This is a genomic window from Vibrio sp. 10N.247.311.47 (assembly GCF_041467535.1).
Classification (GTDB): Bacteria; Pseudomonadota; Gammaproteobacteria; order Enterobacterales; family Vibrionaceae; genus Vibrio; species Vibrio crassostreae_C.
Map to the genome: position 1 here is coordinate 1 of NZ_JBFSUR010000021.1, position 18,188 is coordinate 18,188.

General features: G+C 44.5%; 13 protein-coding genes and 2 pseudogenes. 6 read left to right on the forward strand and 9 right to left on the reverse strand.

Annotated features, from left to right (window positions below; genetic code table 11):
- Nucleotides 1–319: 319 nt before the first annotated feature.
- Nucleotides 320–517 (reverse strand): annotated as a pseudogene (locus AB6E51_RS14450) (hypothetical protein); the annotation flags it as partial.
- 255 nt (nucleotides 518–772) lie between these two features.
- On the opposite strand from AB6E51_RS14450, the gene AB6E51_RS14455 reads away from it, so the two are divergent.
- From AB6E51_RS14455 to putP, 4 genes are all read left to right on the forward strand, one after another.
- On the forward strand, nucleotides 773–1,597 hold the full coding sequence (locus AB6E51_RS14455; protein ID WP_372058860.1) for a helix-turn-helix domain-containing protein: 825 nt from the start codon (nucleotides 773–775) through the stop codon (nucleotides 1,595–1,597).
- 181 nt (nucleotides 1,598–1,778) lie between these two features.
- Nucleotides 1,779–4,916 (forward strand): bifunctional proline dehydrogenase/L-glutamate gamma-semialdehyde dehydrogenase PutA, encoded by a 3,138-nt coding sequence (putA, locus tag AB6E51_RS14460; protein WP_372058862.1) that lies wholly within the window; start codon nucleotides 1,779–1,781, stop codon nucleotides 4,914–4,916.
- Nucleotides 4,917–4,927: 11 nt separating this feature from the next.
- A complete protein-coding gene (locus tag AB6E51_RS14465) occupies nucleotides 4,928–5,632 on the forward strand; it encodes a 1-pyrroline-5-carboxylate dehydrogenase (protein ID WP_017065152.1) in 705 nt (234 codons plus the stop codon).
- A 183-nt stretch (nucleotides 5,633–5,815) separates the two neighbouring features.
- Nucleotides 5,816–7,306, forward strand: a complete 1,491-nt coding sequence (gene putP / locus AB6E51_RS14470; protein ID WP_136974566.1) for a sodium/proline symporter PutP — start codon at nucleotides 5,816–5,818, stop codon at nucleotides 7,304–7,306.
- Between the two features lie 638 nt (nucleotides 7,307–7,944).
- Here the strand turns inward: putP and AB6E51_RS14475 are convergent.
- The gene (locus tag AB6E51_RS14475) at nucleotides 7,945–8,115 is read right to left on the reverse strand and encodes a hypothetical protein (RefSeq protein WP_372058863.1); all 171 of its coding nucleotides are present in this window, start codon (nucleotides 8,113–8,115) and stop codon (nucleotides 7,945–7,947) included.
- 278 nt (nucleotides 8,116–8,393) lie between these two features.
- Here AB6E51_RS14475 and AB6E51_RS14480 point away from each other — a divergent pair, with 278 nt between their 5' ends.
- Nucleotides 8,394–8,882 (forward strand): Lrp/AsnC family transcriptional regulator, encoded by a 489-nt coding sequence (locus tag AB6E51_RS14480; protein ID WP_004732526.1) that lies wholly within the window; start codon nucleotides 8,394–8,396, stop codon nucleotides 8,880–8,882.
- Between the two features lie 108 nt (nucleotides 8,883–8,990).
- Here the strand turns inward: AB6E51_RS14480 and AB6E51_RS14485 are convergent, their stop codons facing one another.
- Both AB6E51_RS14485 and AB6E51_RS14490 read right to left on the reverse strand, forming a co-directional pair.
- The gene (locus tag AB6E51_RS14485) at nucleotides 8,991–9,695 is read right to left on the reverse strand and encodes a hypothetical protein (RefSeq protein ID WP_017065155.1); all 705 of its coding nucleotides are present in this window, start codon (nucleotides 9,693–9,695) and stop codon (nucleotides 8,991–8,993) included.
- A 286-nt stretch (nucleotides 9,696–9,981) separates the two neighbouring features.
- Nucleotides 9,982–11,832 (reverse strand): ABC transporter ATP-binding protein, encoded by a 1,851-nt coding sequence (locus AB6E51_RS14490; protein WP_065584473.1) that lies wholly within the window; start codon nucleotides 11,830–11,832, stop codon nucleotides 9,982–9,984.
- A gap of 586 nt (nucleotides 11,833–12,418) precedes the next feature.
- On the opposite strand from AB6E51_RS14490, the gene AB6E51_RS14495 reads away from it, so the two are divergent.
- A complete protein-coding gene (locus AB6E51_RS14495; RefSeq protein WP_017061193.1) occupies nucleotides 12,419–13,393 on the forward strand; it encodes an arginine deiminase-related protein in 975 nt (324 codons plus the stop codon).
- A 151-nt stretch (nucleotides 13,394–13,544) separates the two neighbouring features.
- On the opposite strand, the gene AB6E51_RS14500 is transcribed toward AB6E51_RS14495, so the two are convergent.
- The 5 genes and pseudogenes from AB6E51_RS14500 to AB6E51_RS14520 all read right to left on the reverse strand — a co-directional run bounded on the left by AB6E51_RS14500 (nucleotide 13,545) and on the right by AB6E51_RS14520 (nucleotide 17,990).
- Complete coding sequence (locus AB6E51_RS14500; RefSeq protein WP_050647609.1) at nucleotides 13,545–14,177, reverse strand: triacylglycerol lipase; 633 nt, start codon at nucleotides 14,175–14,177, stop codon at nucleotides 13,545–13,547.
- 134 nt (nucleotides 14,178–14,311) lie between these two features.
- Nucleotides 14,312–14,511 (reverse strand): annotated as a pseudogene (locus AB6E51_RS14505) (AraC family transcriptional regulator); the annotation flags it as partial.
- A gap of 18 nt (nucleotides 14,512–14,529) precedes the next feature.
- A complete protein-coding gene (locus AB6E51_RS14510) occupies nucleotides 14,530–15,105 on the reverse strand; it encodes a mechanosensitive ion channel family protein (protein WP_017070158.1) in 576 nt (191 codons plus the stop codon).
- Nucleotides 15,105–16,040, reverse strand: coding sequence for a CorA family divalent cation transporter (locus AB6E51_RS14515; protein ID WP_017062015.1), 936 nt, complete (start codon nucleotides 16,038–16,040; stop codon nucleotides 15,105–15,107). The genes AB6E51_RS14510 and AB6E51_RS14515 overlap by 1 nt, the downstream gene beginning before the upstream one ends.
- Nucleotides 16,041–16,367: 327 nt before the next feature.
- Nucleotides 16,368–17,990 (reverse strand): phosphoethanolamine transferase, encoded by a 1,623-nt coding sequence (locus AB6E51_RS14520; RefSeq protein WP_229647594.1) that lies wholly within the window; start codon nucleotides 17,988–17,990, stop codon nucleotides 16,368–16,370.
- Nucleotides 17,991–18,188 lie beyond the last annotated feature (198 nt).

Here is an 18,188-nt window from a genome sequence, read left to right on the forward strand (position 1 = left end):
CGACTACTTCTTCTTGAAGATAAAAGCGGCTTTCCCCGGAAAGCCGCGATGAACCAAAAAAAAGCCAGCCTGAAGAGGGGCTGGCTAAAGACAAGATATGCCTTGTCGACATGTAGAAGATTTTCAGTCTAATTTACGAGGGTCAGGTAAATTAAACTGAGGCATCAATTTGATACCCAGAGTGACTTACTACTCTATCGACGAATCTACTCCTAGGAGTGCTTATGCATAAGGGGGGAATTCCCCTATAAATGTTGCTCAATGTGATAATTGAGAACCTAGAGTAAATATTTGGGGTTCTGAGCCTATGACTGGGAGCCTACAGCTCTCGTACTACTCGGAATCCTAGATAGTTCGCTGCCGTTGAAGGCGGTACGTACAGTTCGTTAAACACTTTTGCTTCTTCAGGAGAGAAGCTCCACGCGCCACCTTTCGCTAGGCCTTTCTGAACGGTTGTCCATTCCCATACATTACCCACCATGTCGTAGAAGCCTGTAAAATGTTTTTCGTGTTCGTGTTCGTGTTTGTGTTCGTGTTCGTGTTCGTGCTTGTGTGATTGCTTGTGAAGTCCCTAAACTCGCCGGAACGATTGGTTTTACAATGCCCGTAGTTTGTACACTCTTGATCATCTTTCCGGAGGCATGATCAAGACGATCGCGATAATGATCTTTTGCTAAAGGTGAGGAAATGACTCTCATGATCATTTACAAATTCATCTTATGCGCATTTAAGAGTATTATTCTTACTATGTTGACCCGAGTATTTTTCTGTCATGTCTAAACCTTTACCCTTTCCTAACCTAGACCTTTCTCCGCTCGGCCTTACTGGCCCTCGTCCTGCTGAGATCATCACTTTGCCATCGCATATGGATTGCCACGATCACCACTATTCTCAGGTGGTGATTGGTTTAAAAGGTCAGGCGGAATTTGAAGTGAGTGGTAAGGGGAATCTTGTTGGCCCAGGACAAGGTTGTGTGGTGACAGCGAGCTCTGATCATGCTTTCGGTGGTGTGGTCGGTCAGTCCGACATTTTGGTGCTTAACATGCCCGTGCCGAGTGACGACGACCCGCTGATGCTAGAGAAGATTAATCAGCTCGAGTCTTCGAACGTCTATTTCCAATTAGATGCGCAAATTCAAAAGCTTATTCATATGCTGGTACAAGAGATGCAGGCGAGCCCTGATGATCTGTTGTTAAGCCGAGCCTGCAATGACACGGTGATCGCCTTAATGCAAAGGCACATCTCGGCATTTGAAACGTCAGTGAAGGATTCGCGCTTCGATCTTGAAGCGCTTGATCGTTACATCGAGCAACATTTAGCAAGTAAGATTTCAGTCGCGCAACTTGCAGGTAGCGTGTTCTTAGGCGAAAGCCAATTCCATATGTTGTTTAAAGAGCAAATGGGCATTACTCCTCACCAGTATGTACTAGGTAAGCGAATCGACCGTGCTCGACGTCTTATTGAACAAGGGAATTTAAGCCTTGGTCAGGTCGCAGAACTTGCTGGATTCTCCGGTCAATCGTCTTTTACCCACACATTTTCACGCCTTCAAGGCATGTCTCCATCCCAATACAAAAAGAAAATTTCTGTTAAATAGTGAAACAAAACGGCATATTATTTTAAAGTTTCATATGTGACCTTGTGTTTGTTTTGTTAATAAAGCGAGTTTTTAGCAAAAAACTCGGAGTTTTTGACAAGTAATCCTTATATACTCTAAATACACTGCAGCCATTGTAGAGATCCCGAACTCTTTTCGGGTGTGAGATTAAGGAAAACGCATGTTTACAGCTACTGATGTGTTAAAGCCAGAATTCAACGAGCAGTCGCTTGATGATCTATGGTCGCTTATCTCACCATTATATATGGTGGATGAAACCCAATGGCTAGAGCAACTTCTGCCACTAGCTACCCCTTCTGAGTCTGAAAAGCAGCAAATCACAGACAAAACGACTTCTTTGATCGAAGCTATCCGTGCGGATAAGACTTCTATCCAGATGATCGATGCGCTGTTGCTTGAATACAGCTTAGATACTCAAGAGGGCATCTTGCTGATGTGTCTGGCGGAAGCCTTGATGCGTATTCCTGATTCAGCAACGGCTGATGCACTGATTCGCGACAAGCTAAGCGTTGCGGATTGGAAGTCTCACCTAAAGAATTCTGACTCGGTTTTTGTTAACGCTTCGACTTGGGGCTTAATGCTAACAGGCAAGGTGGTTGGACTTTCATCGAATGAGCAGAGTGCTGGACAAGCGGTTAACCGTTTAGTGAACAAGCTTTCTGAGCCTGTGATTCGTAAAGCGATGCACCAAGCGATGAAAGTGATGGGTCACCAATTTGTTCTTGGCCGCAGCATTGCTGAAGCGCAAAAGAACGGTAAGTCTATGCGTGACAAAGGCTTTACCTACTCATACGACATGCTAGGTGAAGCAGCACTGACCACAGCTGACGCAAATAAGTACTTTAAAGATTACCTAATGGCGATTGAAGCCGTAGGTCGAGACACTTATGTCTCTTCAAAATCTAGCCCAGCGCCATCTGTGTCTATCAAGCTTTCTGCACTTCATCCTCGTTACGAAGTGGCGAACGAAGACCGCGTATTGACTGAGCTATGCGACACGCTAGAGCAGTTACTGCGCCGTGCGATTGAGCTTGATGTTGCGATCACGATTGATGCGGAAGAAGCGGATCGCCTAGAGCTTTCGCTTAAGTTATTCGAAAAACTGTATCGCAGCGAGCTAGTGAAAGGCTGGGGCAAGTTTGGTCTGGTTATTCAAGCGTATTCAAAGCGTGCGTTACCGGTTCTAGTTTGGCTAAACCGCCTAGCAAAAGAGCAGGGTGACTTAATCCCACTTCGTTTGGTGAAAGGCGCGTACTGGGACAGCGAGATCAAATGGTCACAACAGGCTGGTTTCACCGATTACCCAGTTTACACACGTAAAGAAGCAACAGACGTAGCTTACCTTGCGTGTGCGCGTTACCTACTGAGCCCAAGCGTTCGTGGCAATATCTTCCCGCAGTTTGCAAGCCACAATGCTCACACGGTTTCTGCTATTGCCGTAATGACCGACCATAAAGACTTTGAATTCCAACGCTTACACGGCATGGGTGATTCACTTTACAACCATGCAATGGAAGCTTACCAACAGTCGGTACGTATTTACGCACCGGTTGGTAGCCATAAAGATCTGCTGCCATACCTAGTACGTCGCTTGCTAGAAAACGGCGCAAACAGCTCGTTTGTACACCGTCTGGTTGATGCTCGTTGCCCTGTGGCAGAGCTGACTCAACACCCAGTCGATATGCTTCTGGCATTCGATACATTGAACAACACTAAGATTCCTCTGCCGCCAGCGGTATTCCCTGAGCGTAAGAACTCATACGGTGTGAACATTGATATCGAGAGCGAAGCGCATCAGTTTGAAGAGCAAGTAAAAGGCTTTTTGAACAATCAATGGACTGCTGGACCTGTGATCAACGGCGAATCTCTTGCCGAAAGCATGATCAAGGCTGATCAGAATGTTGAACAAGTAACAGCACCTTACGATCGTCGTATTAGCGTGGGTCAGGTGGCTTTTGCAAACCTTGATCATGTTTCCGCAGCGATCACTGGTGCAGACGCCGCATTTGCTGATTGGAATGCGACATCGGTTGAAACCAAAGCCGCTGCGCTTGAGAAGCTGGCGGATCTGATGGAAGAAAACCTGGCTGAGCTGGTGGCAATTTGTCATCAAGAAGCGGGTAAGACAATTCACGACAGCATTGATGAAGTGCGTGAAGCGGTCGACTTCTGTCGTTACTACGCAAAACAAGCGAACAACCTACAAGGTTTTGAGCTAAAAGGCTTTGATGGTCTAACTCGAATCGCTTCGCGACAAGGTCGTGGTGTATTCGTTTGTATCAGCCCTTGGAACTTCCCATTGGCGATCTTCCTTGGCCAAATTACAGCTGCACTAGTGGCGGGTAACACGGTTGTGGCGAAACCTGCAGAGCAAACAAGCTTGATTGCGGCTCGCGCGGTTGAACTGATGAATGAAGCGGGCTTCCCTGCTGGCACGATTCAACTTCTACCTGGTCGTGGTGCAGAGATCGGCAGTGCGCTAACTAGCCACGATGCGATTGCAGGCGTTGCCTTCACGGGGTCAACCCCAACTGCACAACGCATTAACGTGTCACTAGCAAGCCGTAACGCTAAGCCTGTTCCGTTTATCGCGGAAACCGGTGGTCAGAATGCGATGATCGTCGACAGTACCGCACTGCCTGAACAGGTAGTCCGTGATGTTATTCGTTCGGCATTCGCTTCTGCAGGTCAACGTTGTTCTGCGCTACGTGTGCTTTACATTCAAGAAGACATTGCAGATCGCGTGATTGGACTAATTCACGGTGCGATGGATGAGCTAAGCGTTGGTATTCCACATCTTCATAAAACGGATGTGGGCCCAGTTATCGACCAAAACGCGAAGCAGAAGTTGATGACGCACCTAGAAAATATGACTAAGACCCAGAAGAAAGTGGCTCAACTTTCTCTAGGAGCGGATTGTGAACATGGTGACTTTGTTCCACCAAGTGCATTTGAAATCGATGACATCAGCTGTTTGAAAGAAGAGCAGTTTGGTCCTGTACTGCATATCGTTCGCTTCAAAGCGAGTGAGTTGACACAAGTAGTAGACCAAATTAACCAAACCGGTTTTGGTCTAACTATGGGTATCCACAGCCGTAACGAAACAACTTACCGTTGGATCGAGAAACACATTCGTGTGGGTAACTGCTACATCAACCGTGACCAAGTGGGCGCTGTTGTTGGTGTTCAACCATTCGGCGGTCAAGGTTTGTCGGGTACTGGCCCTAAAGCGGGTGGTCCTCACTACCTATACCGCTTTACTGATGTTCATTTTTCTCAATCACAAGACAAGGCATAAGGAGCAGTATCATGGTTCATCAAGTGACAGGTTTTTCTGATGCTTTGTTAGCGTGGGAACAATGGAATCTTACCGACTTTGATCATAAGAGTGCTCAGGTACTTGCATTCAAATCAGAGATCGAAAGCCAATCTACGTCTTTGGCGGCAGTGGCAACTTATCACCTAGAGCAAGCCTCTGCGCTGCTTTCTGAGCAGCACCTAATGGCTGGCCCGACTGGTGAAACAAACGAGCTGTATGCTGCAGGACGTGGTGTGGCTTTGGTGATTGTTGATGATTGCCAAGACAAAGAGCCAGCACTGCAAACAGCAACCGCGATGATTACCGCAGCACTATTAGCGGGTAACAGCGTGCAATTGTGCAGTGATGACGTGCAATTCAACACCTTGATCGCTGATGCAGCGAAACAAGCGAATTTACCGACGAACTTGGTGCAGGTTGCTTCGTACGACGCGGCTCAACAGCTGCTGTCTTGCGATGTACGTAGCGCAGGTTACGTAGGTAACTCACAAACGGCTCAAGCTATCAATTTACAACTTGCTAAGCGTGACGGTGCCATCGTCAGTTTAGTAGCTGAAACGGATCTGACAGCAATGCATGTTGCTCACGATCCACACTTATCGCTGCGTTTCATTACCGAGCGTACGCGAACTATAAATATAACAGCCGTGGGCGGTAACGCGACCTTGCTCGAACTTGGAAGCGAAGCTCACTAACCTTCAGTAACATTGGCTCTAAGCACTTTTGTTTTCTCCATTGTTGGTTTCACCATCTTTGGATTTAACTCATAGTGCCTTGGAGCCTCAATACCTAACTCAATGCACTCGCTTGCCTTTACGGTGAGTGTCTTGCATTGAATTAGGTATGGAAGGCTTTTTACAAATGAGGACTATCAAATGATAGAAAACAGTTTTGCAATAACGACGACGTTCATTGCGTATCTAATTATGATGCTGGCAATCGGTGTTATTGCTTACAAACGTACTTCTAGCTCGACAGACTACTTCCTAGGTGGTCGTTCGCTAGGCCCATGGCCTGCTGCACTTTCTGCTGGTGCATCAGACATGAGTGGTTGGCTACTACTTGGTCTACCGGGTTACGCTTATGCTGCTGGTTTTGAAGCATTCTGGCTTGCTGGTGGCCTGCTAGTTGGTACTTGGGCGAACTGGTTAATCAGTGCTAAGCGTCTGCGTACTTACAGCATTACAACAGAGTCACTGACGCTACCTGAGTTCCTATCTCGTCGTTTCAATGATAATTCTAAGCTGATCCAAACAATTTCTGCTTTCTTTATCCTTTTATTCTTCCTTTTCTACACAAGTTCTGGCTTGGTAGCAGGTGGTAAATTGTTTGAAACAGTATTCGGCCTAGATTACACAACAGCGGTAATTATCGGCACAGTATGTGTGGTTTCGTACACCCTGTTTGGTGGTTTCCTTGCGGTATCTTGGACTGACTTGGTTCAAGGTCTACTGATGTCTGCTGCGCTATTGATTGTACCAATCGCAGCAATGAACGGTGGCCTTGGCCAACTGTCTACTGACCTACACAACATTAACCCAGAGCTTCTAACGCTATGGAATGATGCGAAAGGTGAACCACTTTCTGCTATCGCGATCATCTCGCTAGCGGCATGGGGTCTAGGTTACTTCGGTCAGCCACACATCTTGGCTCGTTTCAAAGCAACGCGTAGCAACAAAGACCTAACAACCGCGCGTCGTATCGCGGTGGTATGGACTGCACTGTCTATGATTGGTGCAATGCTGGTTGGTCTTGTTGGTCTAATCTACGTGACGAACTCGGGCGCACCTAAGCTAGACGATGGCGAGAAGATCTTCATGCTTCTTGTGAACGCGATGTTCCACCCAGTAATCGCAGGTATCTTACTTGCTGCAATCCTAGCGGCAATCATGAGTACTGCGGATTCACAACTTCTTGTTTCTTCATCTGCAATGGCAGAAGATCTGTATAAGCAAGTTCTGAAGAAAGACGCTACGTCAGAAGAGATTGTTCGTGTAGGCCGTTTCGCGGTTATCCTAATCTCTCTGATTGCACTTGTACTAGCGATGACGCCAGACAGTTCAGTACTTGGCCTTGTGTCTTACGCATGGGCTGGTTTTGGTGCTGCATTCGGCCCAGCTATTGTATTGAGCCTGTACTGGTCTCGTATGAACCGTAACGGCGCTCTCGCGGGTATCGTGGTTGGTGGTGTGACTATCGTACTTTGGAAACAGTTCACGGGCGGTTGGTTCGATGTGTACGAAATCGTACCGGGAATCATCCTATCGACTCTTTCTATCGTTATCGTGAGTCTAATTACGGGCGAGCCTGAAGACGAAGTTAAGAAGCAACACGCTGAGTTCGAGAAGAACCTCGTTGAGCTAGACTAATTTACATTGTAAAAATACCAATGAATTAGCAAAAGACATGAACAATAGAGTCACTTCGGTGGCTCTATTTTTTTATGTGAGTACGACCTTTGTCTTATTTCAAATTAAGTTTATTCGAGGTTTTCTGATATTGAAATGGGGGTTTACAATGTAAATCGAAAGCGAAGGATCTTGAGCGAGAAATGAAAGGTCTGTCTTGTTGGTGGCGTTTGATGTCAAAAAATAAAATAGAAAAATGGCTATTTTTTGAACTTGGCGCTCACTTTTGTCATTAGCTCGGTGAATTGTGGAACCGAATTGGACATGATGTGTCAATTGTCAGTAACCACTAAAGACCTATAGGACAAAGGTATGCCTGATCTCTATTGCAAAGGATGTAAAAAAACAACACTACATAAGTCTATAATGAAACGTTGTGAATCAGAGCCCGAGACAGCTTCTGGCCGTATGATGCAATGGACGTCAAAACTATTTAGTGGAAACCTGTACTACGATATGGAAACTCAGCACTTCTGCCGCACGTGCAATTGTCGTTGCGAAACTGGAAGTGCTGTTCCCCAAGTTGGCCTAGCCTAACTTACAGTAAGCGCTCACTAACTTAGATCAAAAAACCTCCGTTTTAGGAGGTTTTTGCGTTTCTATGCGGCTTTGAGTGCTAGCTCGGCAACAATGGCGTCGCCATCAATCTTCACATCCCAACCATAGTTTGAGTATTCACTTGCTAGTGCCTGAGCAACATCTTTTGATACCGTTACGTGTGTCCATGAACCAATACCGTAAGGTTTATATGCGAGTTCTTGCGTTTTCATAATAGAGTCATCCTTTCTCTTTGATAATTATATTATTCACTTTGGCCTATATCCTTTCTTTCGTTTCCGGCTCAACTTATTTGTTAATCGGGTCATTTCTATAATAATTTGTTAATAACCAGAGTTTGATTTATAAGGGTTCTTATCTATTTGTATGTGTTTATATTTGGCGTGAATATCATCCGTGCATTTAGTTTTTAAATGTGTGAGCGAGGTTTTCTTCGATTGCACTTGGTATGGAATATACTGAGCGGAATTTAGAATGTTTAAGGAATGTTATGTCTCAGCATCAGCTCGATCGTATCGATAAAGAGATACTAAGAATTCTGCATATGAAAGGGCGTTTACCTGTTGTTGAACTGGCAAAACAGGTCAACCTTACGACGTCACCTTGCTCTGATAGACTCAAGCGATTGGAGAAAGAGGGCTACATCACGGGCTATCATGCTGAGCTTTGTTCAGAAAAGCTGGGACTCGATGTTCAAGTCTTTATCCATATCCGTCTCGATCAGACTAGCTTTTCGATCTTCGACAAATTTGCCCAAGCCGTGGAAATGATGCCTGAGGTGGAAGAGTGCTACTCACTGTCGGGTGACTTTGACACCATGATCAAGGTTCGAGTGAAAGACATGAAGGCGTACCAAGCGTTTATGGCCACCAAGCTGGGCACCTTGCCTGGTGTGATTCAGACACGTAGTGAAGTGGTGATTGAAGAGCATAAAAAGGGCTTCGGCGTGAACCCTGAGTTGTTGGCAACTCTAAAATAGTGGCCTAATTTCGCTTACCAACGTGATTTAGATATAAAAAATGGAAGCAATAAGCTTCCATTTTTTGTTGAGCGTCAGATAAAGAGCAACCCGATAAACTTGTTCGCCTTAAAGCGTAATGGCCGCAGAGATTAAGCCAATCACACCACCGAATACACCGCCCCAAACGACCAACCAACCAAGGTGTTTCTTGATCATGGTCTGAACCATCTCTTTAACCAGCTTAGGTGTTAGTTCATTCAAGCGCTGATCGATGATCGCCTCAATGTTTTCTTTGATTTCATCCATCATCGCAGGCGATTCTAGCTCGTCTTTGATGGCATTTTTTACAGAATCACTCTTGCTGATTTCAATCACAGATTCTTGCATCTTCTCAACAAACGGCGCTTTCATTGGCTCTAGTGCTTCTGTGCCACCAAACATTGCCAACATACCGCCAAACTGAGAGTTCTCGATAACATGCACCAGTGAGTCGAATGCAGGGTTAAAGTCGATCTTCTGAATCACAGGCTCTAGATTGAGCGACTTTCCTGTCATCTCGCTGCTTAGGAAGCGGTCGATGTTACTTTCTGTAAAGAATTGCTCCATCATCAGTTGCTTGATGGCTGCCTTGAACTCTTCAAAGCGCGCTGGAATCACTCCAGAACCGTATAGGCCGGGTACTTTCTCGAACAACATGTGAATCGCAAGCCAGTTGGTGATGGCACCAGAAAAGGCGAATAGGCCTGCATAAAGCAAGTATTGGTTTGCTGTCGCATAGCCGCCAGCAAGCAGCGCTAACGCGATAACGTTAGTTAAGACACTTTTGTTCATGGTTGATCTCTAGAAAGAATATTGCGCGCATTTTAAGAAAAAAACGCCAAGAAAAAAACAAAAGGATCGATGAAGTTTATTGGACAGGTAGCAAAGAGCGCCAAATAGCAGGCATAAAAAAGGCTAGCCTCCCCCCGAAGTCTAGCCTTATTCCAGAACGCGCAAGCGAGGCGTCTTTGGTGTTAATGTCATTATATAATTACGACATAACATTCTGCCATGTGTAATTTACCGCTAATAAACAAATTGCTGTGAATCACATCGCACTTTTAAAATAGCACAAAAATTAAGCGTTTGTAGCTTGCTCAAGGTCATCGGCAATGAAGCCACCGGTTTGGTGATTCCATAGCTGCGCATAAATACCATTCTGGTTAATCAGCTCTTGGTGCGTGCCTTCTTCTACGATATTGCCGGCATCAAGCACGATCAGGCGATCCATCGCTGCGATGGTCGACAGGCGGTGTGCAATCGCAATAACCGTTTTGCCTTCCATTAGCTCAATCAAGCTCTCTTGAATCGCTGCCTCTACCTCAGAATCGAGTGCAGAAGTTGCTTCATCGAGAACAAGTAATGGAGCATTCTTTAGAAGAACACGTGAGATAGCCACACGTTGACGCTGACCACCAGAAAGCTTAACGCCACGTTCACCCACTTGAGCATCGTAACCAACGTTGCCAAACGGGTCGGTTAGCGTTTCGATAAACTCATGCGCGTGTGCCTGTTTAGTCGCCGCGTATACCTCTTCGTCTGATGCCTCTGGTCGACCGTAAAGAATGTTGTCTTTGATCGAACGGTGCAGCAGTGAAGTATCTTGGGTCACCATACCAATGTTGCTACGCAGAGAATCTTGAGTAACGCTCGAGATCTCTTGGTCATCAATCAGGATGCGGCCACTTTCTACATCGTGGAAACGCAAAAGTAAGTTAACTAGGGTCGATTTACCTGCACCTGAACGGCCAACCAAGCCCACTTTTTCACCCGGTTTGATGTTGAGGTTTAGGTTGTTGATCACCCCCTTATTCTCACCGTAGTTAAAGCTTACATTGTCGAAGTTGATACCGCCTTGTGGAACCTCCAGAGGCTTCGCGTCTTTCTTGTCTTCAATAGCAATAGGCTTAGACAGAGTTTTAATGCCGTCAATCACGGTACCAAGGTTCTCAAACAGACCACCAATTTCCCACATGATCCATTTCGACATGCCGTTAATACGCAGCGCCAAGCTGACCGCAATCGCGATTGCACCCACGGTGATTGCGCTATCTAGCCATAGGTAGATAGAGATACCCGCAATGCTGAACACCAATAGATAGTTAGCGAATTCCACGCAGATGTTGAAGCCGGTTACCAAGCGCATTTGGCGGTGCACAGTATCTAGGAAGCCTTCCATGCCTTCTTCGGCGTATTCGGTTTCTCTTTTACTGTGTGAGAACAATTTCACCGTCGCGATGTTGGTGTAACTATCGACAATACGACCTGTCATTAACGATCGCGCATCCGCTTGCTCTGAAGACACGTCTTTTAGCTTTGGCACGAAGTGCAGTTGAATACCGATGTAAACGAATAGCCAAATCAGCATCGGAGCCATCAAGCGCCAATCTGATTCAGCAAGCATGAACAGCATCGCCGTGAAGTAAACCGTCACGTAGACAAACACATCGACCATCTTGGTCACAGTTTCGCGCACTGCAAGCGAGGTTTGCATCACTTTGGTCGCGACACGTCCGGCGAAGTCATCTTGATAGAAGGACAGGCTTTGCTTCAAAAGGTAGCGGTGTGCTAACCAACGAATCGACATTGGGTAGTTGCCCAGCAAAGTTTGGTGAAGCAATAGCGAGTAAACACTGATCAAGATTGGCATCACAACCAACAGCAGAATACCGAGCCCCATCAATGTCGATTCGTTGTCTGCTAAGAAAGTGTCTGGGTTGCTTGTTGATAGCCAGTCGACCAATTGCCCCATGTAACCGAACAGCGCGACTTCGATGATCGCGATGGTCATGCTCATCAACCCGAGCAAAATCAATGGTTTTTCGAAACCTCGAGTGTAATGGCGGCAGAATGCCAGTATGCCAGTAGGAGGTTGTATCGGCTCTCCCTTTGGAAAGGCTTCAGTAAAGCCTTCAAATTTCTTGTACATAGATTTCCCTTTATAAACTAGTGCATCTATAAGCGACTGCATCGTTGGTGCAGCTTTGTTTTTATGGTCTTGATTCGAAATTTAACTGTCTTAGTTTGAAATTATATAAGCGCCCATGGGTTCTTATCAGTATTAAGTCATTCGATGGATTTTGTTCTAGCGCCTATTTAGGCACTTGGCTTTAAAACACTAAAACTTTGTCTAAGCGATACAGGAAAGGTCCAAAGAGTGTCTTTCATGACGCTTATTTTAGATTGAATTAGACAGGAAAAGTTAAGCTTATTTCAAACGTAATTGATTGTTATGCAACGGTGATAATCCTAACGTTAAATGGATTGAATTGTAATCAAAACTCGTGATGGGCGAGAAAATGGAATCAGAATATTTATCCATAAAGTGACTTAACGAATATGCATACAGTTGGTTCTTTCTGATGTGCTGTTATCTTGCAGTAAAAATTACCGATTAATCTAAGATCTGCAGTAATTGTTTGGGATAAATATTCAAATAAATATTCTTTTCAGTGAATCTTGTCGTAACAAGTTGTTTACAATTCTGAAGTAAATAAAAGATAGGGACGGTTGAAATGTTAAACCTACACAAAAAATCACTTCATATCACTAATGTTCAAAACGCCAATTGCGTTGTTATGGTGCCACCAAAAGAGTTTAAATTTAACGAAGAAACAGCACGTGATAACGAATTTCAGCACAGAGTTAATCTGACCGAAGCTGAGGTGAAAGTAGAAACGATGGCCGAATTTAAAGCTATGGTCGCTTCGTTGCGTAAAGAAGGTGTGCAAGTTGTAGAGTTTGATTACCCAGAATTGGGCGTTGAAACTCCGGATGCTGTTTTCCCAAACAACTGGTTTAGTACCTGTAGTGATGGAAGCTTATTCACGTTCCCTATGGCGTGTGAAAACCGTCAGAATGAAGTTAAGCCAAATGCTCTTATTGAAGCGTTAGAAGCGTCGGGTCGCATTGTTAACCATAGCGAGTCTCTAGAGTCTTACATCGCGCAAGGTTCTTATCTAGAGAGCACGGGCGTGATGGTTATCGACCATATCAACAAGACCATCTACGCTGCGCTTTCTCAGCGTTGTGACCGCGAAGTGTTAGAAGATTATGCGAAGCGCATTGGTTATTCTCGCGTGGTCTCGTTCCAAACGGCATTACCGTCTGGCCAACCGATTTACCATACCAATGTGATGATGGCGATTGGCGATAACTTCTGCGTGATCTGTGATGAAGTGATTCCTGAGTTTGAACGCCGCTTTGTGGTGAAGTCGCTTGCTAAAGATAAGCAGGTTATCTCTATCTCAATTGATCAGATGAACCGTTTCTGTGGCAACATCCTGCAGCTTGAAACCGTGAATGGCGACAAGGTGATCGCGATGTCTCAATCGGCTTACGATGCGTTTTCTCCAGCCCAACTAGCTCAGCTTTCGACACATGGCAAGCTGCTACCATTTAACGTGAAAACGATTGAAGACATTGGTGGTGGTTCGGTGCGATGCATGTTGGGTGAGGTGTTCCTACCAACACGAGTTAATCGCTTGTAACAAGTATAGAAAGTATAACAAGCACTCACTTTCAGTAATGAATCTTTGAATACCACTCTTATCGCAGAGTGGTATTTTTGTTTTTGTCTTTCACATATAAGAGAACAGAGCTCGATACAGGAGTCAACGCGCAAAAGCTAATGGAAATAAGCTATGAAGCGTCCTTAAAAGCTCTGTGTTCGATGAACTGAGCCGACAGTGTTACGACTTCTTTGGAGTAGACGAGCGCCGTGTGGTTGAGTTTGAGGGCGTAAGTATCCGTTGCTCCTCTCAGGTTGGCGTCTTCGAGTGTGACTGTGCCATCGCCCGGGTTTCTTCCCAGAACAATACGTCCGACTCCGGCGTCGTAGGTACCTGTAATCACGCCAATCGGCACATCAATATCGTAGTCACCCAGGCCATCGCTTAAGATCATTTTGCTCGAACCAAATATAAAACCAAGCCCATGATTCGACAGTGTTTTGGCGATAGTTGCCCCATTGTGCGGCGTCCCTGCGGTAATAATGCAGGTGTCGGCAAAATTGGGCTGATAAAACTTAAAGTAGTGACGAATGAGTAAGCCACCGAGTGAGTGACCAAAGAAATAGACCTCATCGTATTCATTAAAGCGAGCATTCACGAAGCGATTGAGGCGTTTGGCTGCAGAAGGGAAACGCAGCGAGTTGTAGGCAAACTTGTGCGTTGTAAAGCCGCGTTTTTTGAAGTTTCTATCCAGATACTGCATGATCAACGCAGGCATATATAGACCATGAATTAAAACTATATGTTTGTTTTTATTATTCATTTTTGTCCTCCGTCTGATGATGTCCCCAGTATATTTAGTCGCAAATCTAAACTCAATAAAACTTGCTACGAATGGGGCACAAAAGACAGAGGTGTACGTTATAAACAGTGCGTTCGTCATAGAGAAAAGGTGGGTTAGTCAGATCTCACTCCACCATACACATCTATGGTTAATCCGCCTTGTTTGGCGTAAGTATTGGGTGTTAGACTTTTTACCTTATTGAAGCTTCTCTCTAATGTCCTTTATCGCCAAGTTTTGCAATCCATGTCGAACTAAGCTCTTTTAATATCTTACGAATCAGTTCGCTGTGTCTATCTGTTTGACTTGCCGATATCTAAGGCACCAGTAGATCTTATGATTCTGAATTTTCAGTTTTGGTTAGCTCAGTATCACCTGCTTCACTTTTTGCTTCCGGTTCAACCAAAACTTTGATTACGCCTTTTTGTAGGATCAGGTTATTAGGGTAGGTGATAATGTTGCCCGAACTGTGTCGAAGAATAACATGGAACATGGTGATATCGATGATCACACCGCTGATGTCTTCGTCTTTCTCCGCGACTCTTACTCTGTCGCCAATGCGATAAGGGAAGACGAAAAATATTAGTACGCTGGCTGTGAGGTTACTTAGAATCGACCATTGCGCGAATAAAGCGACACCCAGCACCGCAAATATCGAAGACAAGAACAGAGAAATATCACCAAAACCCAAGTTAAGAACAATCGTAAACACAGCGATGAAGAGTAGAAACAGAACAATATTGAAACACTTAATCACGAACTGCTTTCGCTTCAATTCGACACGTTTATTTTCCGCTAATGTTTCTATCCAGTTCTTACCTAAGCGTTTGATCACCCAATACACAGTGATAAGAAGTAAACCTAAAACTACTTGTCTAAGCCACATATTGGATTGCAAAAACTCAACCATTAAATAAACCTCAATTTTTTCAAAATAACGACCTCTGCCGCTATGACCACGAGCAGCCCAACGCAAAATAGTGGAAATGCTATCGGGTTATCTGTTCCGGGTATCCCAGCGATATTGACACCCAGTAAACCGGTGAAAAACCCAGCAGGGAGGAAAATACCTGCAATGATAGAAAATAGGTACGTATTTCTATTCATTTTTTCAGCTTGTTGCTGACTTAGGCTCGCTAAAAATACATTAATTTGTTCGATGTAAAACTCAACAGACTCGTTAATTCTCAGGATGGTATCAAGGCTGTTCTTTATATGACTGTTGTGCTTACTCAATGGCGCAGGTAGGTCACTCATTAAATCTTCAAAAACGTATTTCTGTGGCTTCAAATAACGCCTTAGTCTGAGTAGCCTTGAATGTAGAGCGTTAATGGATCTTATGTCGATATTGGATGTAGATTCTAACTCGTCAATTAATAGTTCGACGGGTGCTAGGAAGGTTGAAATACTGTGGTTGATTCCACGTATCATGCCCAGTAATACATCAGGTAATGATGTCGGGCCTTGGTTTTGTTTGAGATCAGATATCAGATTACTGACCGCTTTTGAAGGAACTTTACGTGTCGATATTAAAGTGCCTTTGTACCATAAGATGCGTAGGCTAAGCATGTCGTCAGGGTTAGCACCTTCGTTTAGATTAATACCTCGCAGAATCATCAAAAAACAGTCGTGACCAAATTGTTCAAATCGAGGACGGGTGTCATCGGTAAGTAATGAATCGATGATGGCATTTGGAACCGTATTACTGTGGAGCCATTCTCTCAAACCGTCAGCATCTCTTTGACAGTGATACCAAGTTGATTGCTCGAATGAGGCTGGGCTGGTGGTGTGTTCATGTGCCACACCCTCAGAAAATTGCCAGCTTGAAATTATGAAAGCGTCCATTCATTTGTCCTTAATGATATGACGTAAACATTGATATTATGCGCCATTCAGGTGCCGTATTGAACTGAGCTTAATCTTGGTAAGTTCAATGATCGATGTGAGTGAGATAAAGTCTAATAAGACAGGTTGGTCTTTGGAGCACGACGTACTCTTCCATTATTGTCTCTATTAAATGTAGCTCATTGTTTCATCGTTATAAATTAGCACTCTGGCTCCATGTTAGCGACGAAAAAAAAGAAAAGACCGAGGTCTTTTCTTTTTAGGAGAAGTTGAGGAGAGCTTGTTCAGGCAACTCGAGTTTTCCGATGGTTTACATAAGCAAAAGCACTACCGACACGCAGAAAAAATGTCTTGGTTCTCTCGATATTCTTTGGTTTGTACATCCATTAGGCCGAGTAAAGAGTCGAACAGATTATCTTGGGAGAAGCTCTGTTCTTTGCCTGCCTTTCTTAAGCAGGTCTGGTTTATCCCTTTCTGCTCGGCGAAACCATCAGACATCCACATTATCATAGGCACATGGGTTTGCTCTTTCGGTGCCAATGAATAAGGCATGCCGTGTAAGTAGACGCCATTTTCTCCCAATGATTCTCCGTGATCGGAAATGTACATCAGCGCAACATTGTACTTATCGGTGAGTTTCTCTAGCTTCTGAATAGCCTGTGATAGAAAGAAATCTGTGTACAAGATGGTGTTGTCGTAGGTGTTGACCACTTGCTCTTTGGTGCAGTTTTCGATATCAGAACGTGGGCAGTCTGGCACAAACTTCTTATGATCTTCTGGGTATCGCTCAAAGTAAGTTGGGCCGTGAGATCCTGAGATATGATAGAAAATGATGCTATCTTGTTTAAGATCTTGAGTATCTTGTTCGAAGTTCTCTAGCATGGCTGTGTCATAGCACACATCTTTATTACACAGCGGGTCGCTGTCTTTGGCGACGAGAGTCATCTCTTTGATTCGATGTGCGACCGCCTTGTCTCCACCATCGTGCTCTCGCCAGATAGAGTGAATGCCCGCGCGGTTCATAATGTCGACCACGTTATCTTGGTTGTAGGCTTTGTCGCGATCGTAGTTGCTTCGGTTCATGTTAGAAAACATACACGGCACAGAAACCGCAGTGGCTGTTCCGCATGACTGAACATCAGAGAAAAAAATCGGATTATAGGGTTTGGTATGAGCATTGGTTTCTTTCTCATAGCCATAATATTGGTAGTTATATACACGTGCTGTTTCACCAAGAACAAACACCAATAAGGTTGGTTTTTCAGCTTGTTTAGCTTCTGGTTTTAGCTGCGCATCTAAGCCGATTTCTTGGTAAGGAATCGGTTCTTTGATGTAAGTATTGTTGATGTATTTTGCGGTTGAAGCGACGTATTCGGTCGGAATGATCATCTTTTTAAGATGAGAGTTATTACGACCAATCGACACATAATCTTTGTAAAACAACCCGGCAATGATGGCAATGACGATCAACGAAGAGAGCAATCCAATCGCCTTCCCAATAGCAAAATCTTTCCAAGATTCTCTTTCAAGATCCGTAAATAAAAGCAGCAGTGACGGGACTCCTCCCATCAGAACAAACCATAAAATAGAATAGCTGCTTAGGTAGCTAGCAGCCTCTCCGCTGTTGGTTTCGAAGACGTTTTCTATCATTCCATAGTCTACAAAAATGCCGTAGTTGAACATGCTGTAGCTGACTAAAGAGGAAGTAAGTAGTAACAAGATAAAAAAAGCTTTGGCGAATATCGGCCAGTTGAATACTTGAAAGATAAAGTTGAATGCGGCGAGAAAGAAAAATGGGATCGAGATGATAAACCCAATGCTTTCGGCTTGTGAGGCACTAAGAATATTGAACAGTTCGCGTGAGATAGGCAAGTTAATGACAAGCAGGTAATACACTGCCAAAACGAAAGGGAGTTTGTTTATCGACATGTTTAAGCGTGGTAGATTCATAGGTCTTGTCTTCCTGTGTCACTTATCCCTTTATTTTAGTCTCGCTACCAAGAAAGCTCTAATATCAATGCATAAAGCTCAAATAGAAGGCGCTGAGCGATAAACTGGCTAAAGTGAAATGACGCTAAGGTGTGTAGATACAAAAAATTTACTTTACTGAGTGACCTTCATGACAAGGTGGAACAGCAAAGTGAATTA